22 protein-coding genes, 1 other RNA gene and 1 pseudogene are annotated in these 24,982 nt (G+C 65.3%); 8 read left to right on the plus strand and 16 right to left on the minus strand.

What is annotated here, in order from left to right; genetic code table 11:
* Window positions 1–11: 11 nt before the first annotated feature.
* From V2S85_RS06185 to V2S85_RS06210, 6 genes are all read right to left on the minus strand, one after another.
* Entirely contained in the window at window positions 12–1,673 is a 1,662-nt protein-coding gene (locus V2S85_RS06185) for an ATP-binding protein (protein ID WP_330702060.1), read from the minus strand.
* 147 nt (window positions 1,674–1,820) lie between these two features.
* The gene (locus V2S85_RS06190) at window positions 1,821–2,573 is read right to left on the minus strand and encodes a TIGR02186 family protein (protein WP_330701990.1); all 753 of its coding nucleotides are present in this window, start codon (window positions 2,571–2,573) and stop codon (window positions 1,821–1,823) included.
* 46 nt (window positions 2,574–2,619) lie between these two features.
* Window positions 2,620–3,534: a sulfite exporter TauE/SafE family protein gene (locus V2S85_RS06195; protein ID WP_330701991.1), complete on the minus strand. Its 915-nt coding sequence runs from the start codon at window positions 3,532–3,534 to the stop codon at window positions 2,620–2,622.
* Between the two features lie 46 nt (window positions 3,535–3,580).
* Window positions 3,581–4,264, minus strand: coding sequence for a hypothetical protein (locus tag V2S85_RS06200; RefSeq protein ID WP_330701992.1), 684 nt, complete (start codon window positions 4,262–4,264; stop codon window positions 3,581–3,583).
* A 428-nt stretch (window positions 4,265–4,692) separates the two neighbouring features.
* Complete coding sequence (locus tag V2S85_RS06205; RefSeq protein ID WP_330701993.1) at window positions 4,693–6,120, minus strand: glycosyl transferase family protein; 1,428 nt, start codon at window positions 6,118–6,120, stop codon at window positions 4,693–4,695.
* A 134-nt stretch (window positions 6,121–6,254) separates the two neighbouring features.
* Window positions 6,255–6,686: a VOC family protein gene (locus V2S85_RS06210; protein ID WP_330701994.1), complete on the minus strand. Its 432-nt coding sequence runs from the start codon at window positions 6,684–6,686 to the stop codon at window positions 6,255–6,257.
* Between the two features lie 96 nt (window positions 6,687–6,782).
* Between V2S85_RS06210 and V2S85_RS06215 the strand changes: the two genes are divergently transcribed.
* On the plus strand, window positions 6,783–7,538 hold the full coding sequence (locus V2S85_RS06215; RefSeq protein ID WP_330701995.1) for an SIMPL domain-containing protein: 756 nt from the start codon (window positions 6,783–6,785) through the stop codon (window positions 7,536–7,538).
* A gap of 69 nt (window positions 7,539–7,607) precedes the next feature.
* Here V2S85_RS06215 and V2S85_RS06220 read toward each other — a convergent pair whose 3' ends face one another.
* A complete protein-coding gene (locus V2S85_RS06220) occupies window positions 7,608–8,381 on the minus strand; it encodes a TorF family putative porin (protein ID WP_330701996.1) in 774 nt (257 codons plus the stop codon).
* Window positions 8,382–8,624: 243 nt separating this feature from the next.
* Here V2S85_RS06220 and V2S85_RS06225 point away from each other — a divergent pair, with 243 nt between their 5' ends.
* Window positions 8,625–9,413, plus strand: a complete 789-nt coding sequence (locus tag V2S85_RS06225) for a metallophosphoesterase (protein ID WP_330701997.1) — start codon at window positions 8,625–8,627, stop codon at window positions 9,411–9,413.
* 12 nt (window positions 9,414–9,425) lie between these two features.
* On the opposite strand, the gene rnpB is transcribed toward V2S85_RS06225, so the two are convergent.
* The 4 genes from rnpB to V2S85_RS06245 all read right to left on the minus strand — a co-directional run bounded on the left by rnpB (window position 9,426) and on the right by V2S85_RS06245 (window position 11,708).
* Window positions 9,426–9,904, minus strand: an RNA gene (gene rnpB, locus V2S85_RS06230) — RNase P RNA component class A.
* Between the two features lie 9 nt (window positions 9,905–9,913).
* Window positions 9,914–10,618, minus strand: a complete 705-nt coding sequence (locus V2S85_RS06235) for an N-acetylmuramoyl-L-alanine amidase (RefSeq protein ID WP_330701998.1) — start codon at window positions 10,616–10,618, stop codon at window positions 9,914–9,916.
* Window positions 10,619–10,635: 17 nt separating this feature from the next.
* Entirely contained in the window at window positions 10,636–11,277 is a 642-nt protein-coding gene (locus V2S85_RS06240) for a histidine phosphotransferase family protein (protein WP_330701999.1), read from the minus strand.
* A gap of 38 nt (window positions 11,278–11,315) precedes the next feature.
* The gene (locus V2S85_RS06245; protein ID WP_330702000.1) at window positions 11,316–11,708 is read right to left on the minus strand and encodes a M67 family metallopeptidase; all 393 of its coding nucleotides are present in this window, start codon (window positions 11,706–11,708) and stop codon (window positions 11,316–11,318) included.
* Between the two features lie 18 nt (window positions 11,709–11,726).
* Between V2S85_RS06245 and V2S85_RS06250 the strand changes: the two genes are divergently transcribed.
* Window positions 11,727–12,668 (plus strand): RluA family pseudouridine synthase, encoded by a 942-nt coding sequence (locus V2S85_RS06250; RefSeq protein ID WP_330702001.1) that lies wholly within the window; start codon window positions 11,727–11,729, stop codon window positions 12,666–12,668.
* 90 nt (window positions 12,669–12,758) lie between these two features.
* Window positions 12,759–13,664 (plus strand): RNA polymerase sigma factor RpoH, encoded by a 906-nt coding sequence (gene rpoH / locus V2S85_RS06255; RefSeq protein WP_330702002.1) that lies wholly within the window; start codon window positions 12,759–12,761, stop codon window positions 13,662–13,664.
* Window positions 13,665–13,721: 57 nt separating this feature from the next.
* Here the strand turns inward: rpoH and V2S85_RS06260 are convergent, their stop codons facing one another.
* Together V2S85_RS06260 and V2S85_RS06265 are read right to left on the minus strand one after the other, a co-directional pair.
* Window positions 13,722–14,327: a ribosome-inactivating family protein gene (locus V2S85_RS06260; RefSeq protein ID WP_330702003.1), complete on the minus strand. Its 606-nt coding sequence runs from the start codon at window positions 14,325–14,327 to the stop codon at window positions 13,722–13,724.
* A 72-nt stretch (window positions 14,328–14,399) separates the two neighbouring features.
* Window positions 14,400–15,629, minus strand: a complete 1,230-nt coding sequence (locus V2S85_RS06265; protein ID WP_330702004.1) for an MFS transporter — start codon at window positions 15,627–15,629, stop codon at window positions 14,400–14,402.
* Between the two features lie 183 nt (window positions 15,630–15,812).
* Between V2S85_RS06265 and mtgA the strand changes: the two genes are divergently transcribed.
* Window positions 15,813–16,478, plus strand: coding sequence for a monofunctional biosynthetic peptidoglycan transglycosylase (gene mtgA, locus V2S85_RS06270; protein ID WP_330702005.1), 666 nt, complete (start codon window positions 15,813–15,815; stop codon window positions 16,476–16,478).
* 411 nt (window positions 16,479–16,889) lie between these two features.
* Here mtgA and V2S85_RS06275 read toward each other — a convergent pair whose 3' ends face one another.
* Window positions 16,890–19,508 (minus strand): TonB-dependent receptor, encoded by a 2,619-nt coding sequence (locus tag V2S85_RS06275; RefSeq protein ID WP_330702006.1) that lies wholly within the window; start codon window positions 19,506–19,508, stop codon window positions 16,890–16,892.
* A gap of 356 nt (window positions 19,509–19,864) precedes the next feature.
* Here V2S85_RS06275 and V2S85_RS06280 point away from each other — a divergent pair.
* A pseudogene (locus V2S85_RS06280) lies at window positions 19,865–20,828 on the plus strand (cation diffusion facilitator family transporter).
* Between the two features lie 92 nt (window positions 20,829–20,920).
* Complete coding sequence (locus V2S85_RS06285) at window positions 20,921–21,829, plus strand: hypothetical protein (protein WP_330702007.1); 909 nt, start codon at window positions 20,921–20,923, stop codon at window positions 21,827–21,829.
* 61 nt (window positions 21,830–21,890) lie between these two features.
* Here the strand turns inward: V2S85_RS06285 and clpX are convergent, their stop codons facing one another.
* Together clpX and clpP are read right to left on the minus strand one after the other, a co-directional pair.
* Complete coding sequence (gene clpX, locus V2S85_RS06290; RefSeq protein WP_330702008.1) at window positions 21,891–23,153, minus strand: ATP-dependent Clp protease ATP-binding subunit ClpX; 1,263 nt, start codon at window positions 23,151–23,153, stop codon at window positions 21,891–21,893.
* Between the two features lie 125 nt (window positions 23,154–23,278).
* Window positions 23,279–23,944, minus strand: a complete 666-nt coding sequence (gene clpP, locus V2S85_RS06295; protein ID WP_330702009.1) for an ATP-dependent Clp endopeptidase proteolytic subunit ClpP — start codon at window positions 23,942–23,944, stop codon at window positions 23,279–23,281.
* Window positions 23,945–24,154: 210 nt separating this feature from the next.
* Between clpP and V2S85_RS06300 the strand changes: the two genes are divergently transcribed.
* The gene (locus V2S85_RS06300) at window positions 24,155–24,853 is read left to right on the plus strand and encodes a hypothetical protein (RefSeq protein ID WP_330702010.1); all 699 of its coding nucleotides are present in this window, start codon (window positions 24,155–24,157) and stop codon (window positions 24,851–24,853) included.
* Window positions 24,854–24,982 lie beyond the last annotated feature (129 nt).

Raw genomic sequence — 24,982 nt, forward strand, 5'->3', positions numbered from 1 at the left:
GAGCGCGGGGACTACCTGCCCTGCGCGCGCCACCTCTGCACGGTACGCAGGACCATCTCCTCCTCGCCGCCCGTCTGGTTCCACAGGCGGGTGAACGAGGGGTCGGCCGAAGCCGGGCGCTTGCGCTCCTCGAGGTCGTCGAACGACACCCGCATCGGGATCGCCACGCCCTCGCCGCAGACGATGCACTCGCGGTTGCGCAGCGCCGGGATCGAATCGAGGAACCCGCGCGCGCCCTCAGGCATGGCGGCGCGCACGAAGGCCTGGTCGCGCTCGTTGTTGAGGCGCATCGAGATGATGGTGCCGCACTGCGACAGCACGCCCTCGGCCAGATCGGACGGCCGCTGGGTGATGAGGCCCAGCGAGATACCGTACTTGCGCCCCTCCTTGGCGATGCGCGAGAGGATGCGCCCGACCGAGGAACCATCGGCATTGCGCTCGTTGGGCACGTAGCGGTGCGCCTCCTCGCAGACCAGCAGGATCGGCCGCGTCTCCTCTTCGCGCGCCCAGACGGCGAAGTCGAAGACCATGCGGCTGAGCACCGCGACGACGGTGGAGGTGATCTCGGTCGGCACGCCCGAGACGTCGATGATCGAGATCGGCCGACCGCGCGAAGGCAGGCGGAACAACTTCATGATGAAGTCCGCCATCACGTCGCCCACCAGCATGCCCGAGAACATGAACTGGTAGCGCGGGTCGGACTTCATCTCGTCCAGCTTGTTGCGGATGCGCAGGTACGGCGCGCTGGTATGGCCCTTGTCGAGCTTGCCCATCGCGTTGTTCAGGATGTTGCCAAGGTCGGACAGCAGGTAGGGGATCGGCGAATCCACCGTGATCCTGCCCATCTGCTCGGCCAGCCGGTTCTTCGAACGCGCCTCCAGCAGCGCCTTGCCGAGGATCTCGGCATCGAGCTGCCGCTCGTCCCCGCGCGAGGTGAGGAGGATCTCGCAATGCTCCTCGAAGTTCATCAGCCAGTACGGCATCTGCAGGTTCGAGACGTCGAGGATCACCCCGGTATCGCGGAAAGCCGCCGCATATTCGCCGTGCGGATCGACCATGATGACATGGCCCTCGGGCGCGTGCTCGCAGATGCGGTGGAGGATCAGCGCGGCGCTGGTCGACTTGCCGGTGCCGGTCGAACCCAGCAGCGCGAAGTGCTTGCCCAGCAGTGCATCGACGTAAAGGCCGGCGCGGATGTCCTTGGTGGGATAGACGTTGCCGACCTGGATCGCCGAGCGCCCGTCGCTGGCGTAGATCTGCCGCAGATCGTCGCTGGTCGCCGGATAGACCAGCGCGCCGGGGATGGGATAGGCGGTGACGCCGCGGCGGAAGCCGTGGATACGCCCGGTCAGTCGCTCCTCCAGCCCTTCGCCCAGGAAATCGACTTCGGCCAGCACGCCGGCGGTGCGCCCGTCCTGCCGCTGGCTGCGCACATTGGCGAGCAGCCAGCCGCTGCCGACGCGGATCTTGATCTGGCTGCCGACCTGCCCCGACATGGCGACCGAGGGATCGGCATCGGCGGCGATCTCGTGCAGGCGATCGAGGTCGAAGGCCACCCGGCTGCCCGCCCCGCTGATATCGAGCACCACGCCGATCGGCTCGACGCCGTGCAACGCCGTCACGCTCGTAGCGGCCTTGGGGTCTTGGAATCTGTCGAGACCTTCCAGATGCATCTGCTTCGTCAACCGTTTCGCGTTATCTATGGCAACCGATTGCGATGCCTAGCAGCGGCTAGGTTAATTTCCGGCTAAAGCACCCTGCCGGAGCGGGTCAAAGAGTGTTTGGAAATCCGCGTTTCGCGGCATTCTCCAGACAAATTCTCAGATCAACGCGAACAGCCGCCCGGCCAGCCAGCCCATCGCGACCGACACGAAGACCGCCAGCAGGCCGTAAGCAAAGCCGTAGTTCTCGGCGAATTCGGCGATCGCGCGCTCGGCGCCCTGCTTGCGTACTTCCACCTGGCTACTGGCCGAGGCGACCACCCTGCCCTTGGATATCGCGAAAGTCTCGGCAGTGTAGATCCCGGTCGGCACGCGCGAAGGCAGTTCGATGCGCGCCTGGTAGAGCACCTGCTCCTTCACCGTCACCCCGCCCTCCTGCTCCCGGTACAAGCCGGTGCGGCGGTTGAGATCGACCAGCCCGGTCGAAAAACGTGCCTGCTCGTCAGGATCGATCGCGCCGATCGGCGACAACTGCAGCCACTTGAGGCCCAGTTCGTAGATCGCCGCGGTCTTGTCGTCGACGATATCGGCGATCGGGCGGCTCGATGCGATGGCGTAATAGCTGGGCGCGCTGCGCAGTTCGGTGCTGGCGGCATTGATCCACATGCCGGCCACCTTCTGCTTCTCGCGCAGGACGACCGACTGGGTCGGCCCCTTGAGCACCACGACGATGTCATAGTCCTGCGCCGCGCGCGATCCCTCGGGGGTCAGCATCGCCCCGAACAGCAGCAGTTCGGTGCCGGTGAAGCCCTGCTGCAGGTCCACCTCGTGCTGCGAGACCTCGGGCACCAGGATCGGGTCGCGCGCGCCCGTCAGCGCGAACAGCGCCAGCAAGGCGAGCCACACTTTCACCCGACGCGCGCCACTTCGGCGGCTTCGTCAAGGCAAACGCTGCCGATCACAGCGGCGACACCGTGTAGATCTCGTCCGGGCGGTAACCCAGCCCCAGCGCCATGCGCCCCGCCACCAGCAGCACGATCACCGCCAGCACCAGACGCAGCTTCACCGGGCTTGCCTTCTGGGCGAACTGCGCGCCCACCTGCGCGCCCGAGACCGAGCCCAGCAGCAGCAGCGAGGCCAGCACGATATCCACCGCATGCGTCGTCAGCGCGTGCATCATCGTCGTCGCCATCGTCACGAACAGGATCTGGAACAGCGAGGTTCCCACCACCACGTTGGCGCTCATGCCCAGGATGTAGAGCATCGCCGGCACCAGCACGAAGCCGCCGCCGATCCCCATCAGCATCGTCAGGATGCCCGTGCCGATCCCCAGCAGCAGCGGCGCCAGCGGCGAGATGTAGAGGCCCGAGCGGTAGAAGCGCCAGCGCATCGGCAGGCTGGCGACCATCGGATGATGCCGCCGCTTGCGCGCCGCGAGCGGAATGCCGCTGCGCTCGGCGCGGATCGACTGGATGCTCTCCTTCGCCATCAGCCCGCCGATCGAGCCGAGCAGCACGACGTAGAGGATGTTGATGACGGTATCGATCTGCCCCAGCCGCTCCAGCAGGTTGAACAGCAGCGAGCCGAGCCCGGTGCCGATGATGCCGCCCGCCACCATCACCGCGCCCATCTGGTAGTCCACGCCGCCCCGCCGGGTATGCGCGAAGACGCCCGAGACGCTGGCGCCGGTCACCTGGCTCGCGGCCGAGGCGGCGGCGACCGTCGGGGGAATGCCGTAAAAGATCATAAGCGGCGTCGTCAGGAACCCGCCGCCGACCCCGAACATGCCCGAAAGCACACCGGTCAGCGCGCCCAGCCCGACGATGATGAGCCCGTTGACCGAAAGGTTGGCGATGGGGAGATAGACGTCCATGCTGCCTCCTCGCTACCGCAGCATGGCCTTCCGGAAAAGCGCCGTTTCAGAATCCTGCGGAAAGCGTCAGCGCCGGGCCGGAACCGGGCACCGCATCCCCGGCCAGACGAAAGCGCCAGTCGACGGCGACGCGCCCGTTCATGCCGCGTCCCAGCGGCAGCGCGATCGACGCGGTCGGCCCGGCGTCGAAGCGTGCCGCGCCCTTTTGCGCCCCGCCCCACAGCCCGGCACCGAAGCGCGCGTCGACCCGGCCCAGCCTGACGAGCCCGCGATCGGCACGAAACTGGCCATCGGCGAACGGCGTCGCAAAACGGCTGGCAACATAGCCCGCCTGCGCATAGGCCTCGCCGCGAAAGCCCGCCGGCAGGGCGAAAGGCGCGAGTTCGGTGATCGCCATCGCCGCGCCCTGCACCCGGCGCTGCCCGGACTGGTCCGTCAACCGCCCCTCCAGCGCCGCGACGATCGGCACGGCCGCGAAGGGTCTCGCCGCAAGACCCGCCGCCGCCGTGCTTTCCTGTATCGTCCCGGTCGTGGAGGTCGTGCGCAAGTAGAGCATCGGTCGATGGCGACTCGCCATGGCAAGCCGATAACGCAGGACCGCTCCCGCCTGGCTTGCACCATAGCTGGCGGGGAGCACGCCGGCGGATGCGGAACCGGTCGCCCCGTCGCGGCGCAGCAGGGCCCAGGCGTCCATCGTCCAGCGGCGTGGACGCAAGGGGGCCGGCTGCACGGGCGCGCCTTGCACGGGCGCCGCGCCAATACCCGGGACTTCAGGTGCATAGAACCTCGGCAGCGGCTCCAGCCCGGCGAAGTCCGTGCGCAGATGTGGCGGCAGCGATGTCCCTCCCGGCACCTCCATCCCCGGCGCACGGACTTCGGCCGGGGCCCCAAGAACATACCGGACGACCGGGGGAAGAGCTTGCGGGACCATATAACCGATAGGCGCTGCTCCCGGATAAGCCATCGACGGTGCGGGCCCATATTCCGGCGCGAAGCCCGGCAGGGATTGAGGCGCACTGCCGGTCCCTGTCACCGAGGCAGCCGCCACCTCCGCCACCGGCATTACCGGCTCCCAGGTCGCGGCTCGGCCACCGACCCAGCCGCCAAGGACCGCCAGCAGGGCGAACAGCGGGTGCCCCCGGGAAATCCGCGCCGCCGTCATGCCGCCAATGCTTCCTGTGGATCGGCCTGACGGTGATCCGGCAGCGCGGGATGGCCGTGGTGCAGGGTCTTCTCCCAATGCACGCCGCCGCCGCGCAAGACCTTGAGGTAGCCCGCAAGCGCCCGCCGGCCGGCCAGGATCGCGACGAGATTCCCGGTCAAAATGCGCGCGATCGCGCCCAGCCCCTCGATCACGCCATATTCGCGCGCGGTGAACACGAATCGCATGGCAGCGCGCCATACGAAGCCCGCCAGGCAGATCGCCAGCAATACGCGCAGACCGTCGGGCACGACCGACCGCTCCTGCCCGGCAAGGATCCACAGCAGCGCCTCGATGGCGAGCAGCGCATAACCGCAGGCCAGCACCACCGCCGTCAACGGACCGCGCCGGTCGCGCAGCGCCATCCAGGTATCGGCGAAACCGCGGGTCCAGCCCAGCCGGTCCCAACCCTGGAAGGCGATGCCATGGACCCAGCGCGACTTCTGGCGCACCGCATCCGACAGCCGCGCCGGAAAATAGGCGCGTGTCGCGACCAGACGGCCAGCTTCGTCGCGTACCCGCAGGAACCGCGAGCGGCCGCCCTCGCGCCGCACCAGCAGCCCGAGTTCGTAATCCTCGGTCAGGCATTCCGCAGCGAAGGGGCCGCCATGGGCTCCTTCGTCGCCGCGCCGCCGGGCGATCCGGGCGATCATCCCGCGCGAAAAGCCGCAGCCGACCCCTGCCGCCGGGATCGCCGCGCCAAGCGCGTCGCGCACGACCATCGCCTTGCCATGCGATTCGACGAATTCGTCCGCATAGTGTGCCGCCACCCAGGGCGATTGCGGCTGCAGTTCCGGCAAGACCGGCAGTTGCACGAAGTCCGCCCTCGCCAGTCCCGCGTCCATGACCGCGAGCGCCGCCGGATGCACCATGTCCTCGGCATCGTGGATGATGACCGAGCGATAGCGACGCCCCTGTCGCTGCTCATCGGCGCACAAGGCCTCGTAGATGCGATTGAGGCAGTCGGCCTTGGTCGTCGGCCCCGCCATCTCGCCGATGACCAACCGGACCCGGCCGTCACTGCCAGCGGCCTCGACCGCGGCCTCGACCGTCGCGGGATCGTTGCCGTAACAGCCCAGATAGAGCGTGAAATCCTGCTGGCGCCAGGCAGCAAGCGCATGTCTGACGGTAGGACCGATGACCTCCGCCTCCGACCATGCGGCGATCATCACGGCGGCACGCCCGGACAATGGCGCCTGCGCGTCCGCATCGCCGATGAAGCCGTCGCGCGCCCGTCCGGTCAGGCGCAGGACGATCCAGCACGCATCGATCGCGAATTCGTCAAGCGCGCCGATGACGAACCAGAAGCCGACGAAGAGCAGGAGTTCATGCTCCAGCCCCTGCAGGCACGCGACGATGCCGGTCAACGCAGTGGATGCTTGCACCTTTTCCCCCGGCAGATGAGCCGTGCAGGATCAGCCCCCCGATCCGGCACGAGCCCAGCTTAAGGGTGGGTGTCAGCAGTTCGCAAACGCGAAGACATGCCGTTTCACAAAGTTAACCAGACAGGGTTTTCGATTTACCAGTTTCCCACGTTCGGCATGCTGGCCCAGGGCTCGGCGGGATCGAGGCGGCCGTCCTGCAGCAGTTCGATCGAAATCCCGTCCGGCGTCAGCACGAAGGCCATGTGCCCGTCGCGAGGCGGACGGTTGATGGTCACTCCCGCATCCTGCAGCCGCTGGCAGGTCTCGTAGATATCCGCGACCTGGAACGCCAGGTGCCCGAAATTGCGGCCCCCGCCATAGACTTCGGCAGAGCCGTCCTCGGCGGGCCAGTTATATGTCAGCTCGACCTCGGCTTCCTCCTGCCCCGGCGCGGCCAGATAGATCAGCGTGAAGCGCCCCTGCTCGCTCGAGAACCGGCGGGTCTCCTTTACACCGATCAGTTCAAAGAAGCGGATCGTCGCGTCCGGATCGGTCACGCGGATCATGGTGTGAAGGTAGCGGGTCATGGAAAAGCCTTTTTCGATTCATCTACGGTATTGAACAATTCATCGCGGATACAGGCGCCGTCCGGCAAAGACGGGCGACAATCCGGGGAGAGTGCGATGAGCGAAGATAGTTCGGGTGAAGAGGCGCGCAAGACCGTGCGAGGCCTGAAAGGCACGACGGGCCGCTGGCTCGCCAGTTCGACGATCATCGCGGTCGGCCTGATCCTCGGCGGTTTCGCGCTGGGCGACGGGCTCAAGCGCGCACAACGGGCCGATCGTGCAGTCACCGTCAAGGGCCTCGCCGAGCAGGACGTCACCGCCGACCTCGCGACCTGGACGATCAGCTATTCGGCGACCGCCCCCGATCTCGCGACGGCGCAGGCCAGTGTCGATCGCGACACCGCCCAGATCGCCGCCTTCTTCCGCGAACTGGGCTTTCCGGCCGATGCGCTGCAACCCACCGGGGTCAACGTCAACCAGACCAAGGACAACGGCATTGTAAGCTTCACCGTGCGCCAGCGGGTGAGCCTGCGCACCACCGACATCAAGCGCGCCGAGAACGCGGTGCGCCGCCAGTTCGACCTCGTGCGCCGGGGCGTGATCCTCGAGGAAGGCTCGGGAATGGCCTATACCTTCACCCGGCTCAACGACCTCAAGCCGCGCATGGTCGCCGCCGCCACCAGGGACGCGCGCGCCGCCGCCGAACAGTTCGCCAAGGATAGCGGAGCGGAAGTCGGCGCGATCAAGAACGCGGCGCAGGGCTATTTCTCGATCGAGGCGCGTGACGGCGATTCGGGCGGCGGCTGGGGCCAATCCGATACCCCCTACAAGAAGGTGCGGGTCGTCACGACGATCGACTTCTACCTGAAATGAGAAAACCCGCCCGGATATCCCGGGCGGGCTCCCCTCCTGCTATGCGTCTGTAACGCGGTCGCCTCGCGATCAGAACGAGGCGGTAAGCGTCGCCACGACCGTGTCGTCGGTGTAGCTGTCCACGCTCGGGCCCGTCACGCCGACGTAGGACAGGCTGACCGAAAGCGGGCCATAGACCGTCGCCGAAGCGCCGATCGACCAGTCCCAGTTGGTCTTGTCGCCCGCGACGACCGGATCGCAATAATAGCACGGCGACAGCACGCCATCGGTGTAGCCGATGTGACCCGACACCGTCAGCGGCGTATTGGGAATGGCGATATCGACGTTGCTGTAGAGATAGATGTTGTCGTCCTTGCTCGAAGTGTAGCTCGGCAGCGCCTTCTGCTTCCAGGCGTAGTTGCCGCCCACCTTGAGCTTCGCCGGGCCCACCTGGCCGGAGATCGACGCGTAGGGTTCGAAGAACTCGGAAGCGCCGCCAGTGCCGTTCGGATAGGCGTAGTACAGCAGGCCCGCGTCGAGCGTCAGGCCCGACGAAACCTGGCCGGTCCAGCCGCCGAAGAGATCGACCTCGGTGCTGCCGTAGAGGCTGCCGTTGTCGAGCGAGGAACTCCAGGTGCCCACGTAGAAGCCGCTGGCGTGCGAGGCGGTAATGCCGCCCTGGATGGCAATGTCGCCGCCGGACTGCGAGACGCCGCGAAAACGATAGTCGCTGGTCAGGGCCGCGCTGCCGGTGATCGTGATCTCCTTGGGTGCTTCGGCGTCCTGCGCAAATGCCGGCGCAGCCGAGATCGCGGTGCCCGCAAGAAGAGTGGCGGCGATGGCGCCGCGGACGGACAAGAGCATGATGTTTCCCTCACAATTATTGTCTTGATGCCTCGTCCCACCTGCGTCCGCTGCATGGGATCTCTTCAACGGATCCCGATCGCGGCGGCACAAGATTGCTGCACTGCAGCCAAGAACGGCACAAGGAAAATTTCAATTCAGCAACATTCAGGAAACGATGTGTGGACTTTTTGCCACGCACGGCATCCGTAATCGCAACGGGTTGTGCGCGACGGAGGGGCGGTTTATACCGCAGCGCAATAAATGCTGAGCACCATTCGTAAAATTCTGGGCCGGGCCGAACCACGGCGAGCCCCCTCGATCCCCTTCGGAGAACGGGTCTATGCCGTGGGCGACATCCACGGCCGGGCCGACCTTTTCGAGAACCTGATCCGTGCCATAGAGCAGGACGACGCGGCGCGCGGCAGGGCGCGTACCACCGTCGTGCTGCTGGGCGACCTCATCGATCGCGGCGACGACAGCGCAGCGGTCGTGGCGCGGGCCCGCCAGTGGGGCCGTGAGCGCGAGGTCGAATTCATCCAGGGCAACCACGAGGAAATGCTGCTTGTCGCGCGCGAGGATGCCGAGGCGATGCGCGGCTTCCTCAAGTTCGGCGGGGTCGAAACGATCCTGTCCTACGGCGTCGACAGCGAAACCGTGCTCTCGGCCGAGATCGAGGATCTCCAGCACGCGATGAACGCCGCGATCCCCCAGGAGGACTTCGACTTCCTCGACGGGTTCAAGAAGATGGTGCAGATCGGCGACTATCTCTTCGTCCATGCCGGGGTGCGGCCTGACACACCGCTGGCGCACCAGCTGGGGCGGGACTGTCGCTGGATCCGCGAGCCGTTTCTCAGCCATCGCGGCGATTTCGGCGCCTTCGTCGTCCACGGCCACACGATCACGCCCGAGCCCGAGATCTGCACCAACCGCATCGGCATCGACACCGGCGCCTACCTCCACGGCACACTCACCGCCATCGGCCTCGAAGGCACCGAACGCTGGTTCCTCACCGCCAGCGACTCCGCGACCGCCTGCAGCGAAGCCGCCTGAAATTCGTCCGATTGCGCCGGGGAGCCTGTAAGCCGGGTTCTGTTCCTGGCGTGGTCTCCCCAAAGAGGGACCTTACGCCGCGGCGGCAGCCATTCCTCTAGGCGAGACATCGCTGCCTCGCTCAAGCGACCAACCCGGGCTGCCTGGGTTCGAAACGAACCCGCCGATCCCCCCGCTTTCGCGAGCGCCGGCACGCAGCCCCTATTCGGTCTTGCTCCGGGTGGGGTTTGCCAAGCCGCTTACCGTTACCGGCAGCGCGGTGCGCTCTTACCGCACCCTTTCACCCTTACCTGCTTCCGATCTCCCGAAAGAGAAGGAAACATCGGCGGTCTGCTCTCTGTGGCACTTTCCCTAAGCTTCGAGCGGTCTGAAAACCGCCCTCGCCCGGCAGGCGTTACCTGCCACCCTTGTTTCGTGGAGCCCGGACTTTCCTCGGCCTTCTCCTCGCTCATCCTGAGCTTGTCGAAGGACGCGGCTGCCCGGCTCCCCGGCGCGGGCGGTCACCTAGCACGGCCGATGTCGCGTTCCAACAGCAGTTCGAACAGGATGCCACCGATTTCTCCATCGATCTCGCCGTCCATGAAGATCGGCCGCCAGCGGCGTTGGAAGGCGGTGACGGCGGCGCGCCCATCGGTGATGTCATAGCCGAACCGCTCCAGCGCCAGGTAGAAGGCACCGGGATTGTCGTAGAACAGGTTCATCTTCGCCTTGGGAATCTCGAGCGCGAGACCGAGTTCGCCAAGGCGGTTCCAGTCGAAGTATTCCCCAGGATCCTGCTTGCGGGCGGGAGCGATGTCAGAATGCGCCACGACGTTCGCGCGGGGAATGTCGTGCCGGTCCATGATATCGGCGAGCAACGGCAGCAGCGCGTCCATCTGCGGTTCGGGGAACGGACGGTAGCCCCATTCGTGGCCGGGATTGCACAGTTCGATACCGATGCTGGCGGAGTTCACGTCGGTGACGCCGCGCCAGTAAGAGCGGCCCGCATGCCAGGCCCGCTTGTCCTCGGGCACGAGCGAGGTGACCGTGCCCTCCTCGTCGATCATGTAGTGCGCGGAGACTTCCGCCGCCGGATCGCACATGCGCGCCAGCGCTTCATCGGCGGATTTCATGCCGGTGTAGTGCAGCACGACCATGCTGACCGGCAGCTTGCGCTCGTTCCAGTTGGGGGAGGCGACAGTGCGATTGACGAGCCAGCGGTTCATCGCGTTGCGCCCTCCCGTCAGGCCCTCGGCAGCATCGCGCCGAGCACCAGCGCGTCTTCGGCCAACACGTACTGCAATTGCCCCTTCAACTCGACGGCAAGCTGGTGGAGCATCGCCGCCGGAGCCGTCCGGCTCGACAGTTCGCCTTCGGGCAGCGTGCCTTCCAGCGCCGCGCCGACCGAGCGGTCGAAGGCGATGCGAGGGCCGGCCGCACGCACGACCAGTTCACTGTGGTTGTCGCGGAATTCGGCCGCGATTTCCAGCGTACCGCCGCGCGGCAGTGCCTCAAGCCCGATCAAAGCGAAGTTCAGCAGCGTCTTGATCGCCGCCTTCGGCAGCGAATCGCTCGGCAGTGCCCAGGCCAGCGTGATGCGCGGATTGTTCGCCACCAGCGCATCGACGAGCACCTTCGCCTCGCTCACCGCGACCATATCGCCGAAGCCACCGGCAGCGCCGAAAGCGAGGCGGAAGAACTTGAGCTTGTCGGTGGAAATCCGCGCGCTCTGGTCGAGAAGTTCGAAGCAGCGCTGACGCATCTCCGGGTCTTTCTCGTCCGCCAGCAGTTCGAGGCCGTTGGTCAGCGCACCAACCGGGCTGAGCATGTCGTGGCAAAGGCGCGAACACAGGAGGCTGGCAAGTTCGATCGAACTCGTGGTCATGGGCTTGGACTGCTCTTTCGTACTTCTGACGCGGCCCCCTATTCGACGATGCGGAACGGCAGGGCCTCGAATCCATTGGCGTTATCGCGCCAGAAAGCAACCTCGCTCTCCGCGATGATCGCCCAGATGCGCGAATCCCCGGTGGAATGTTGCCGATCGGTCGCCGAAGGCACGCAAATCCCCGTAGGATGAGAGTGATAGTAACCGATCACCTGCGGCCCACCCGCCCGCGCCGCCTTGTGCGCCGCCAGCAGCGCTCCGGGGTCGATCTCGAAATGAACCCGGCGGTTTTCCGCGACATTCGCGGCAGCACGCACCTCGTCGATCCATCCACCGCGCCCGAACAACAACCCGCAGCATTCCTCGGGAGCAGCCCGGCGCGCTTCTTCATGCAATGTTGCAAGAACACCACTTGTCAGTTCGACGATCATCCCCAAATCCTACAGGCAATGGGGGCGCTTACAAATATCATCCAGGGCGAAGTCGCCAGCGGCGGCCGAATCGACAAGGCGCTGGCCGAAGTCAGCGGCCTTTCGCGCGAGCGCATCAAGGCGCTGATGGGCGAAGGCCGCGTATCGCTGGCAGGAAAGCCGATCGCGCAGGCTTCGCTGAAGGTCGATGCAGGGACGCCCTTCGCCATCGACGTGCCCGAGGCTGCGCCTGCGGAGGCTGTGGCGCAAGATATTCCGCTGGTGGTCGTCCATGAGGACGAACACCTCATCATCGTCGACAAGCCTGCCGGCCTCGTCGTCCATCCCGCGGCGGGAAACCTCGACGGGACTCTGGTGAACGCCCTGCTGCACCACTGCCGGGGCCAGCTTTCGGGCATCGGCGGAGTCGCCCGGCCTGGCATCGTCCATCGCATCGACAAGGACACCTCGGGGCTCCTCGTCGTCGCCAAGACCGACAAGGCGCACGAAGGGCTGGCCGCCCAGTTCGCCGACCACTCGATCGAACGCGCCTATCACGCCGTCGTCGGCGGCAGGCCGGTGCCGGTGGCCGGAACCGTGCGCGGCGCGATCGCCCGCTCGTCGCATGATCGCAAGAAGATGGCGCTGGTGGAGGACGGGCGCGGCAAGCACGCGGTCACCCATTTCCGCACGCTGGAGGCGCTGCGCGGCGCCACTCTCGTCGAATGCAGGCTGGAAACGGGACGAACCCATCAGGTCCGTGTTCACATGGCGTCAATCGGTCATGCGCTATTGGGAGACCCTGTCTATGGGCGAACTCCTTCTCCGCTTCGACCGATTCTCTCCCGACTCGGTTTTTCCCGCCAGGCGCTCCACGCTGCGGAACTCGGGTTCGTTCACCCCGTTTCACAAGAAAGGGTCCATTTCGCCAGCTCGCTGCCCGACGACATGCGGACACTGATCGACGAACTGCGACACTGAAATCGCAAATCCATGCTAACGTATAGAGGTGGACACAAGCTAAGACGCCTATGAAGGGTCCTAGACCGTGTACCGACCTAGAAAGGACGGATGATCGTGAGCAATAATCGAAACCTGCCGAGTGTCCCGGCCTTGGGCGGTGAGCAAAGCCTCAACCGCTACCTGTCGGAGATCCGCAAGTTCCCGATCCTGGCTCCTGAGCAGGAATACATGCTGGCGAAGCGCTATTCGGAACATCAGGATCCGGAAGCTGCGGCGCAGCTCGTCACCAGCCACCTGCGACTCGTTTCCAAGATCGCCATGGGCTATCGCGGCTACGGCCTCCCCGTGTCCGAGCTGATTTCCGAAGGCAACATCGGCCTGATGCAGGGCGTCAAGAAGTTCGAGCCCGAACGCGGCTTCCGCCTTGCCACCTATGCGATGTGGTGGATCAAGGCCTCGATCCAGGAATACATCCTGCGTTCGTGGAGCCTCGTGAAGATGGGCACGACTGCCGCGCAGAAGAAGCTGTTCTTCAACCTGCGCCGCATGAAGAAGAACCTCGACGCCTACGAGGACACCGACCTGCACCCCGATGACGTCGCCAAGATCGCGACGACGCTGGGCGTCTCGCAGACCGAGGTGGTCAACATGAACCGCCGCATGATGATGGGCGGCGATGCCTCGCTGAACGTCTCCCTGCGCGAGGAAGGCGAAGGCCAGTGGATGGACATCCTCCAGGATGAACGCCCGCTGCAGGACGAGACCGTCGCGGACGCCGAGGAAGCCTCGGTACGCCACGACATGCTGGTCGAGGCCATGGGTTCGCTCAACGAGCGCGAGCGCGACATCCTGACGGAGCGCCGCCTCACCGACGATCCCAAGACGCTGGAGGAACTGAGCCAGGTCTACTCGGTCAGCCGCGAGCGCGTGCGCCAGATCGAAGTGCGCGCCTTCGAGAAGCTGCAGAAGGCGATGAACCGTATCGCCGGTGAAAAGCGCCTGCTGCCGGCCTGACCCGGCGATAGCGCGGAACGAGAGGCGGCCGGACGAAAGTCCGGCCGCTTTTCCATGTCAGGACGGCTCGAGCACCTTAGGCACGAAGACCCCCTTGTCGGGCCAGTTGAAACGTTCGGACCACGTGCCCCAGCTGTTCAGCGGCTTGTCATTGCCGGCATAATCGTTGATCCAGATGGACTTGGCCGGCTCCTTGAGAAGCCCGGAGACGTCGCGCTGGATCGTCCAGAAGCGCAACGCCTCGGAAACGGTGAAGATGAGGCGGATGAGATCCTGCTTCTCGCCCAGCATGAAGTCCGAACCCTTTTCACCGGGCCTGTGGAAAGAGAGCTTGCGCACAGCCACCTCGAGCAGTCCGGCACTCAGTTCGATGCGCTCGAGATGCATGCACAGGTCGTTGTAGTTGCCGCCGAACTCCAGCACCCTAGCGCCCGGAACCTCGGGGAAACCCGCGTCCGGTATACGCCAGGGCCCGGCCCCGCAATCGATCGCGATGGTATAGAGCGTCTTGTGGTCGATGAAGAGCTTGACCGCATTGCCGTATTCGGTCCGAAGCACCACTTCGGAGAGCTGCGGCTTGCGATCCAGCACGACGACCTTGCGCAGCATGCACAAGTCGGGGTCGTACTGGCGCGGCGTGAGCAGGATTTCGAGCTTGGCCATGTCTCTGGTTCCTCATTCTTCCGGACCCGGAAATGACCATAGCCGGGCCGAGGGAACAAGTTACGGTCGCTGTCATGTCTCCGCCCGCGGATGCAGCCGCAGCATTGGCACCCAGAACAACGCCGCCACGGCAATGGCGGCGAATGTCCAGAACATGCCGGTGTAGCTCCCCGTCAGGTCGTAGATCAGCCCGTAGAGCGGCGGCGTCGCCAGCATCGCCAGCAGGATCGCACCGGACAGCAGCCCCATCGCCCGGCCGACGCCCCGCTGGCCGAAGATGCGCGGGGCCAGATAGCTTTCCGCCGGCACCATCAGCCCGCCGAGCAGCCCGGTCACCGCCACGCCGATCGCGATGACCTCGTAGCCGGCATGCGCCTGCGTCAGGCAGGCCATTCCCGCCGCGAAGCCGCCCAGGCCGCAGAACATCAGCACGCGCGGCCCCACCCTGTCGGCAAGCGCCGCGAAGGTCAGTTTCGCGACGAAACTGCACGCGGAATATAGCGAGATCAGCGGCGCCGCCTGCGCCGCCGTAGCCCCCGTATCGATCGCCAGCGGCGCCAGGTTGGTGATCATGCCCTTCATCCCCGCCGTCACGATCGAGACGGTCAGCGCGATCATCCAGAACGCCGGGTCGGTCAGGATTTCGCGCGCGGAAATCGGCTTCCTGGCCAGTTCCGCCCGGGACTGGAGCGGCGGTTCGTCGGCGCCATCAGGATTGAGGCCCCGGTCGGAAGGGCGATCCACCACCAGCAACGCCATCGGGATCGTCCAGACCAGCAGCACCGCCGCCAGCGCCCGCAGGGCGATCCGCCATTCGAATGCCGCCATCAGCCCCGAGATGACGAGCGGGAACACGAATCCCCCTGCCGAAATCCCGGCAATCGCGATGCCCACCGCCCTGCCCCGCTTCTTCTCGAACCAGCGCGAAAGCAGCACCGTGACCGCCACCGGCCCGATGAGCACGTTGGCCGGGGCGATCAGCAGCGCGAAGATCAGCAGCACTTGCGCGAACGAACTCGCCAGCGAGATCCCCACATAGCCGGCAGCGAGGCACAGCCCGCCGATCACCATCAGGCGGCGCAGCGCGAAACGGTCCATCAGCGCGCCCAGCAGCGGTGCCAGCACCGCGCTGGTCCCGGACAGGACCGTCATCGCCAGCATCAGAACGGTGCGACTCGGCCGAAACTCCCGCGCCAGCGGCACCGCGACGATCGAGTACGTCGCCGCGATCATGCCCGCCGCTGCCAGCAGCATGAAGCCGACCGCGACCTGCCTCCACCCCACGCCGAAGGATGCCGCCATGCGCCTGTTCTCCCGTTCGTCTTATACGCCGATCTATCCGGGAGGTTTGTCCACACTGCAAATGAAAGGTCTATATTGCGAATACATTCATCGGCGGGGCGTAGCGCGTCCCGGTGCTGGCGCAAGGCGTGGCATTTCGACTAGAGAGATTCTTCCCGAAGGTTCCCGAGGCTCCCTGCGTCCATGCGTCTGCTTGCCAAGATCGTCATCTGGTTCATTGCCATCAGCGTGGGGATGACGGTGCTGTACCGCTTCGTCCCCCCGCCGGTAACGGTGACGATGCTGGTGGACGGCAACGGCATCACCAAGGACTGGGTGCCGCTCAGCCGCATCGACCCCAACATGGTCTCCGCCGTAGTCGCGGCCGAGGACGGCAAGTTCTGCACCCACAACGGCTTCGATACCGACGCGATCGAGAAGGCGATGGAGCGCAACGCCAAGGGCGGCCGCATCCGGGGCGGCTCGACGATCAGCCAGCAGACCGCCAAGAACGTGTTCCTGTGGCAGGGCGACGGCTGGACGCGCTATCTGCGCAAGGGCTTCGAGGTCTGGTTCACCTTCCTGATCGAGAACCTGTGGGACAAGCGGCGGATCATGGAGGTCTACCTCAACGTGGCAGAGACCGGGATCGGCACCTACGGCGTCGAGGCCGGATCGCAGCGCTACTTCGGCAAGTCCGCCGCGCACCTCACCCCGGCCGAGGCGGGCCGCATGGCCGCCGCGCTGCCGAGCCCCAAGACCCGCTCGGTCAAGAACCCCGCCGGTTTCACCCGCCGCTACGGCAACACCATCGCCGCGCGCATCGGCACGGTAAAGCGCGGCGGCTACGCGTCCTGCGTCTACGAATAGACGCAGCCGCCGCGCCCTAAGAGGCGGCGCAAGGTGACAGGGTTTACACAGTTTACACGGTCCAGGGGACAAAGGCGTCACCTTGGCCCCGGAATGTGTCACCTTATGGCCCGAAAGTGTCACCTTGGCGGCCAGAGGTGTCACCTTGCGCGGTGAAGGTGTCACCTTGTCGCGGGTAAGTGTCACCTTGCGGCACGGCATCGCGCAGGCCCCGGCCGTTCGCGAAGCGCTTTGGACGCATACTGCGTTCGAAGGATCGGACCATGCCATCCCCCGCTTCTAACCCACTGTACCGCCTGTAGGAAAACGCATCGCGCGCCGCGTCGCCCACGCGTGCGGCGGGCAAAAGAAAAGGGGAGGAACCTTGCGGTCCCTCCCCTTCCCGTGTTTCCGTTACCGGATGCGCTTCGATCAGAAGCCCATGATCAGCGTGGCGCTGACCGCGCGCGGCGAACCGAAGTTCACGAACGCATTGGTCGAGCTCGACAGGGTGTCGAGACCGCCACTGAACGAACCGACATAATACTTGTCGAACAGGTTCGTCACGTTGAGCTGGATCTCGCTCTTGGCAAGGCCCAGGCTCTCCAGCTTATAGCGCAGGTTGAGGTCAACCACCGTGTAGCTCTTGAACTTGGCACCCGGATAGATCGTGGTCATGACGGGAGCCGCGTCGGTCCCGGTGTTCACGGTCTGGATTTCGCCGTTGATGTCGTTCAGGAAGCGCGAGCCGGTGTACTTGGCCTGAGCGCCGAACTGGAAGTCACCCAGGTCGAGCTGCGCGCGGCCGCCGAACAGCCATTCGGGAGCCGCACGCTCACGCTTGCCAGCGGTGCGCAGGTAGCTGACGCCATCCTGCGTGTAGCACAGGCCGGCGCGGCCGATGTCGCTGGTAGCCGAGCAGGCGCTGGTGACGACGTCGTCCTGGATTTCCGATTTGATCCACGAACCGAAGGCATAGAGCGACAGCGGCTGCACCGGACGGACCGAGACGCTGGCATCGACGCCGTACTTCTTGACCTTGCCCAGGTTGGTATCGGTCGCATTGCCGTCGATGTCATACGCGGTGACGAGGCGGTTGTTGTACGACGAGTACCAGCCGGTCAGCGCAGCCTGGACCATCGGCGTCGAGTAACGCAGGCTCAGGTCGAAGCTGTCCGAGGTTTCCGGGGTGCGGTACGACGAGGGATCGTTCGCCGGGAAGTAGAACGAGTTGTACAGCGTGTCGGTGCTCGGAACCGAAAGGTTCTTCGAGTAGCTGCCCGCGATGCTGACTTCCGGGGTGATGCGGAAGGTGGCGCCGACATTGGGCAGGATCTTGTCGTAGTTCAGCTTGCGCGACTGCGGCAGTGCAGCTCCGGTCGCCTTGCCCGTGGTCGCGTTGTAGACATACGGGTTTGCAGCGGCATAGGCTGCAGCCTGATCGGCCGGAACGCAGTTCACGAAGGCGCCCGAGCTGCCGCCGGTGCTGGTGGTGAAGCAGTTCTGGTTGAGGTCGCGCTTGAAGAACGGCGCGGCAACGCCAAGCTGAACCGTCAGAGCTTCGTCGAAGAAGCGGCCGAGGTATTCCGCCGCGACCTTGTGAAGCGTCGCGTAGGAATTGCGATCGCGCTTCTGCAGGACGTTACCCGCGTCATCGGTCAGCGGATCGTTGATCGGGAACACGTCGAACGGCTCGCCGTTGGCCTTCAGGAAGCCGGCTGCGCCGGTCTGGCGGTGATGTGCGCGATCGAACGAGTACGACAGACGAATGCGGTTCGTGTCGTTGATCTCGTAAGCCAGGTTGGTGATCGCGACGTAGCGATTGGTCTTGGTCTGGCTCGGCTGCAGCAGGGTCACGCGATCGAGCAGATCGCCGTCGCCGTTAAGATCACGGCCGAAGTAGAAGCTGCCACCGTAGTTACCGGTGCCGGTGAAGCCGTTCGCGGTGTATTCACGCTCGTAAGCACCGGTGGTGCCGCCACCGTTGGCCTTGGTATACTGATAGGCCGCATCGACCGACAGGGTCAGCTTTTCAGTCAGGTGGAACAGCGAGGCAAGGCGCACGTTGCCGGTGTTCGACGGGTTGTAGCGACGCTCGAACGAGGTGCCGCAGCTGTTGGTCGCGTCGGCGACGCCGGGCGTTGCTGCGGCGACGGTGCAGGGGTAGCCGCCGGTAATATCATAGAAGCGCGTCGACTTGTCGCCCGAGAAAGCCCCGGCGGTGAACGGCGAACCACCGAAGTTGTTGCGGTTCTCGTTGTAGTGGCCGGCAATCGAGATGAAGTCGCCATTGTCGCCGAGCGGCTGATAGATCTTGGTGTTGAACTGCTTCTTCTGGACCTTGCCGTAATTGGCAAAGGTGGCTCCGTTGCGGGCGAACGAACCGGTGAAATAGGCGCGCGTGCCGCTCGAATTCAGTTCACCGGTCTCGACCTTGGCGAAGAAGCGCTGGTACGAACGGTCTTCGCCGCCCGAATCCTTCGCCACGATATCGCCGTAGGACGTGCTGGTCATGACGCCGAACTGCTCGTCCGGAACCTTGGTGTTGATGTTGACGGTACCGCCGACGGCAGCAGCGGTCGGGCTGTCGACGTCAGTGGAGCCGAGGTTGACGTTGACGCGCTCGATGATCTCACCGTCGACCTGCTGGTTCGAATAGACCGCGTAGTTGCCCGAGTCGTTCAGCGGGATACCGTCGAAGGTCTGCGAGATGCGGCTGGAATCGAAGCCGCGAATGGTGAACGAGCCGCCCGACGAACCCCAGGGATCGTTGTTGGTGAAGCTGACGCCCGGAACCAGGTTGATAATCTCGTTGACCGACTGGCCCGCGCGCTGCGAACCGATGATTTCCTGGCCGATCTCAACCTTCGCCTTGGGCGAATCGGGCGTACGGACGCCAGCGATACCTTCGCCGATGTGCGTGCCGGTGACGATGATGGTGTTGTCGAAGTCAGCCGAACCGGTGGACTGGGCAAAGGCGGGAACCGCCAGGAAAGCGGCGCCGACGGCGATCGTGCTGGTCGCCGTGGAGAGGAGGGAGGTGAGTTTCATTTTATGCCCCTGAGCTTTGTCAGACTGGAGTGGTCACAATGCGCGACGAACTTTAGCCCGGCCGCATTTGCTGCGGCTGCTAAGAGCATCGGCATATGACAACTTTCTGACAGTTGGCAGTTCAAATCCTTTCATCTGGACGAAATTTTGTGACACTACGGTCACATAAGCTCAAATATTTCAAAAAAATCTTTTTATGTCAGAATGTTGCGACATGTTTCAGTTATTCCGCTGAGGCAAAAATGTCACGCAGGAGCGAAACCCGATGCTGCACCTGCAGCATCGTCTCCGGCCGCCGGAAGGTGATGTTACGTCATGTCTTGCAGTGCGTTATCGCCTCGTGGCACTCGTCGACCATGGGCGCCGGACATCACCACCACCATCACGGGCATTCGCATGACCACGGGCACGGGCACGGGCACGGGCATTCCCACGGCCATGCTACCGCCGACCCGGGACGGGCCTTCGCCATCGCGGTGTCGCTCAACCTCGTGTTCGTGGTGGCTGAAGCGGCCGCCGGGTTCGTCAGCGGCTCGATGGCGTTGCTGGCCGACGCCGGGCACAACTTGTCCGACGTGCTCTCGCTCGGCCTCGCCTGGGCCGCCGCGGTGCTGTCGGCGCGGCCGCCTTCGGAGCGCTTTACTTATGGGCTGAAAAGCTCCTCCATCCTCGCCGCGATCGCCAATGCGGCGCTGCTGTGGGTGGCCGATCGGCGCCATCCTGGTAGAGACCGTGCGCCGCCTCGCCGAGCCGGAGCCGGTCGGCGGCACGATGATGATGGTGGTCGCCGGGCTCGGCATCGCGGTCAACGGCCTCTCCGCGCTGCTGTTCGCCAAGGGCGCCAAGGGCGACCTCAACTTGCGCGGGGCCTTCGTTCACCTGATGGCCGATGCGCTGGTCTCGGTGGGCGTGGTGATCGCCGGCCTCGTCATCACCTGGACCGGGTGGGCGCTGGTCGATCCGCTGACCTCGCTGGTCATCACCGTCGTCATCGCATGGTCGAGCTGGGGCCTGCTGCGTGACGCCCTGCACATGGGCATGCTGGGGGTTCCGGAGGGCATCGACGGCGCCCGCGTCCGCGCCTTCCTGGAAGCACAGCCGGGCGTCATGCGCGTCCACGACCTGCACATCTGGCCGATGAGCACGACCGAGACGGCACTGACCGCCCACCTCGTCATGCCCGGCGGCCAGCCCGGCGACGCCTTCCTGCGCACCCTGGCCGACGGGCTCGCGCACGATTTCGGCATCGGCCACCCGACCATCCAGGTCGAGACCGACCCCGCCAGCCCCTGCGCGCTGGAAAGCGACCACACGGTCTGAGAGTCCTCACGGCAATTGTCATGGTTGCCCGGCTTGCCGCCCTGCCCCCCGCGTCCTAGCACTTGCCGCCAGGACAACAGGGAGACGGCGCCGTGACGATCATCGCGTACCAGTCCTTCGAATCGAACACGAGCACGACGCACAACGCGCAGGCCATCCACCAGAAGCAGTTCACCCAGCAGACCAACGCCCGCGTGGCAGGCAACGTCAACGCGCTGGTCTACCCGACCATCCCGGACGATCCGGCGACGATCGTGCAGGGGCCTGCCCATCTGGTGCCGGTGCGCCATCTCTCACCGCTGGCGGCGGCCTCGATCAGCCCGTTGCGCGCGCAGATCGAACAGATCTACCAGAATTCCACCCGCGCTCTGCACGACGAGATCGACCTGCTGGTCTGCGGCGAACTGGACATCGCCAGCCACGCCGACTTCGCGGCGATGCGCAGCTTCCCGAACCTGACCACCCACACCACGCTGGCGAGCCGCAACTGCCAGTGCTTCACCTCGTTCACCTCATCCGGGCGCGGCGCGCAGTCCAAGGTGGTGAGCGAGGGCATCGGCTTCCTGTGCATCGACATCGACGGGCTGTGCGTGCTGCTGGTCCACGTCCCCAATGCCTTCGCCACCGATCGCGGCGCGACGACGGCGTTCTATGCGCAGATCATCCAGGACGCGGTGCGCAAGGGCTATGCCAGCATGGACGTGGTGATGGGCGACACCAACCAGGCCAGCGCCGATCACACGCGGGACTGCCTGCAGGCGGCGGCAGGCAACACCGGCGCGGTCTACGTCAACGCCCATGGCGGCGGGACGATCGCGCCGGTCGACAACTACCTCCACGTCGAGAGCGGCACGAACAGCGCCGGCACCCGGATGTACGACGTCGCCGTCTACAACCGGATGAGCGTGGCGCTGAAGCAGGCGGTCTACTTCTCGCAGTCGTCCTCGGGCACGACGGCGACCGACCACATGGGCATCGCGGTGGAGGTGCTGCGGACCTGAAACGAAAAAGGCCCGGCCAGTTTCCCGGCCGGGCCCTTTTCATTTCAGTGTGGCGGAACCGTCAGGCCGCGGCTTCGGCCTTGTCGCCCTTGAGCACGCGGACGGGTTCCTTGCGGCCCTCGACCACGTCCTTGTCGACGACGACTTCGGCGATGTCACGCTCGGTCGGCAGGTCGAACATGGTGTCGAGCAGCAGCCCTTCCACGATCGAACGCAGGCCGCGCGCGCCGGTCTTGCGCTCGATCGCCTTCTTGGCGATCGCTTCGAGCGCGTCGTCGGTGAAGGTCAGTTCCACGTCTTCCAGCTCGAACAGGCGGGCGTACTGCTTGACCAGCGCGTTCTTCGGTTCCTTGAGGATCTTGACCAGCGCCTCGATGTCGAGGTCGTTGAGGGTCGCGATCACCGGCAGGCGGCCGACGAATTCGGGGATCAGGCCGAACTTGAGGAGATCTTCCGGCTCCGCCTTCTGCAGCAGTTCGCCCACGCGGCGCTTGTCCGGATCGGCGACATGCGCGCCGAAACCGATCGAACGCTTCTGCAGGCGGTCGGCGATGATCTTGTCGAGGCCCGCGAAAGCGCCGCCGCAGATGAACAGGATGTTGGTCGTGTCCACCTGCAGGAATTCCTGCTGCGGATGCTTGCGACCACCCTGCGGCGGAACCGAGGCGGTGGTGCCTTCCATCAGCTTGAGCAGCGCCTGCTGCACACCCTCACCGGAAACGTCGCGCGTGATCGACGGGTTCTCGGCCTTGCGGCTGATCTTGTCGATCTCGTCGATGTAGACGATGCCCTGCTGCGCCTTCTCGACGTTGTAGTCGGACGCCTGCAGCAGCTTGAGGATGATGTTCTCCACGTCCTCGCCCACGTAACCGGCTTCGGTCAGCGTGGTGGCGTCGGCCATGGTGAACGGCACGTCGAAGGTGCGCGCGAGCGTCTGCGCGAGCAGCGTCTTGCCCGAGCCGGTCGGCCCGACCAGCAGGATGTTCGACTTCGAAAGCTCGACGTCGCCCTGCTTGCCGCTGTGCTTGAGGCGCTTGTAATGGTTGTGGACAGCCACCGACAGGACGCGCTTGGCGCGTTCCTGGCCGATCACGTAGTCGTTCAGCATTTCGCAGATGTCGCGCGGGGAGACGATCTCGCCTTCCTTGCGCCCGGCGATGCCAGCCTTGGTCTCCTCGCGAATGATGTCGTTGCAAAGCTCGACACATTCATCACAGATGAAGACCGTAGGGCCCGCGATCAGCTTGCGCACTTCGTGCTGCGACTTTCCGCAGAAACTGCAGTAAAGGGTGCTTTTCGCGTCAGATCCGCTCAATTTCGTCATTTTCCGTCTTTGGCCTCCAAGCGAGGCGACTCGCTGACTCTTACTCCGTGGGGAGCCGGTTTTGCAATCCTACCGCCAAATGCTTTCGATAGGTTGAAGACTCGGCCCCCGCTGCCGCGAGTCGGTTACCCTTCCGCCTTGTCGGCGTCGGGCCGGGTTTCGAACACCTTGTCCACCAGACCGAAGGCCAGCGCCTCGTCGGCTTCCAGGAAGGTGTCGCGGTCCATCGCCTTCTCGATATCGTCGAGCGACTTGCCGGTGTACTTCACGTAGAGATCGTTCAGGCGGCGGCGCATGCGCAGAATTTCGCGTGCCTGGATCTCGATGTCGCTGGCCATGCCCTGCGCGCCGCCCGAGGGCTGGTGCACCATGATGCGGGCGTTCGGCAGCGCGATGCGCATACCCGGCTCGCCTGCCGCCAGCAGGAAGCTGCCCATCGAGGCCGCCTGGCCGATGCACACGGTCGACACGCGCGGCTTGATGTACTGCATGGTGTCGTGGATCGCCATGCCGGCCGTCACCACGCCGCCCGGCGAGTTGATGTACATCGAGATGTCCTTGGTCGGGTTCTCCGATTCCAGGAACAGCAGCTGCGCGACGATCAGCGAGGCCATGTGGTCTTCCACCTGGCCGGTGATGAACACGATGCGCTCGCGCAGCAGGCGCGAGTAGATGTCGAACGAACGTTCGCCGCGGCTGGTCTGCTCGACGACCATCGGCACGAGTGCGCCCGTCACGGGATCGGTGGTGAACTTTCCTTGGGCGTTCGAAGCGCCGAACAGGTCGAGCATGGGAGTCCTCTTTGCGATTTTGCCTCGCCTATGTCGCGTGGCAATGCGCGATGTTCAAGGGGGTTAACCTATCGATCGGCATTGCGCGGGGGAGAACGACGCGGGCGCGGCTCGTCACGGCAGTCGGAACCATTCGTTGCGACGATTAGCGACTGGCGCATCCCGCCGCCTTGGGTCATCCTGCGCACTTCCCGTTCGCCAGGAGATTTCGTGTACCGTTCCACGCTGACAGCCTTCGGTGCAATCGTTGCGCCTATCGTTCTCGCCGCCCCGACGGCCGCTCATGCCGATACCCCTCGCGAACTGCTCACCGCCGCCGCCTTCCAGACCGCGACCAAGCCGCAGGCGCTCAAACTGGTGGCGCAGGCGATCACCGCCTCGGAGAAGATCCTCGCCGCCCGCCCCGGCGACCGCGAGGCCACGCTGCAGCGCGCCATCGCCATCGGCTATCGCGGCAAGCTGACACGCAGCCGTTCGGACGTGCGGGCCTCGCTCGACGTGTTCCAGAAGCTGGCGGCGCAGAACCCGCGCGATCCCGAGGCGCAGATGGTGATTGCCGGATGGCATCTGGGCGCGGTGGATGAACTCGGCGGTTTCCTGGCCCGCACGGCGCTCGGCGCGCGGACTGCGGCGGGGGAGACGGCGCTGGCCAAGGCGGTGGCGCTCGGCGGCGACCGGGCGTTCTACCCCGGCCTCGCCGCGCTGCTACAGATCCGCAACGACCCGAACGACATCGCGCTCGCCAGACGCTGGGCGGAGGCGGCTGCGAACGGCGAGGCCGCGACTCCGCTCGACGCGCTGATGAAGCGGGCGGCGCTCTCGGTACTGCCCTCGCTGCGGGCGAACAACGGCAAGGCGGCAGCGGAAATGGCCCGCAAGCTGGTGCCGTTCGGGAAGATCGGGGACTGAAGATGGCCCGAGGTCGCGGGCGGGCTTCGACAAGCTCAGCCTGAGCGGGTTTGGGTTTCTCCCGCGTCCATTCACCCTCGATCCCGCTCAGCCTGCGCGGGCTCAGAGTTTTCCCGCGTCCGTTCGCCC

Origin of the sequence: Novosphingobium resinovorum (assembly GCF_036352595.1) — a bacterium.
In the GTDB taxonomy this organism is placed as follows: Bacteria; Pseudomonadota; Alphaproteobacteria; order Sphingomonadales; family Sphingomonadaceae; genus Novosphingobium; species Novosphingobium resinovorum_B.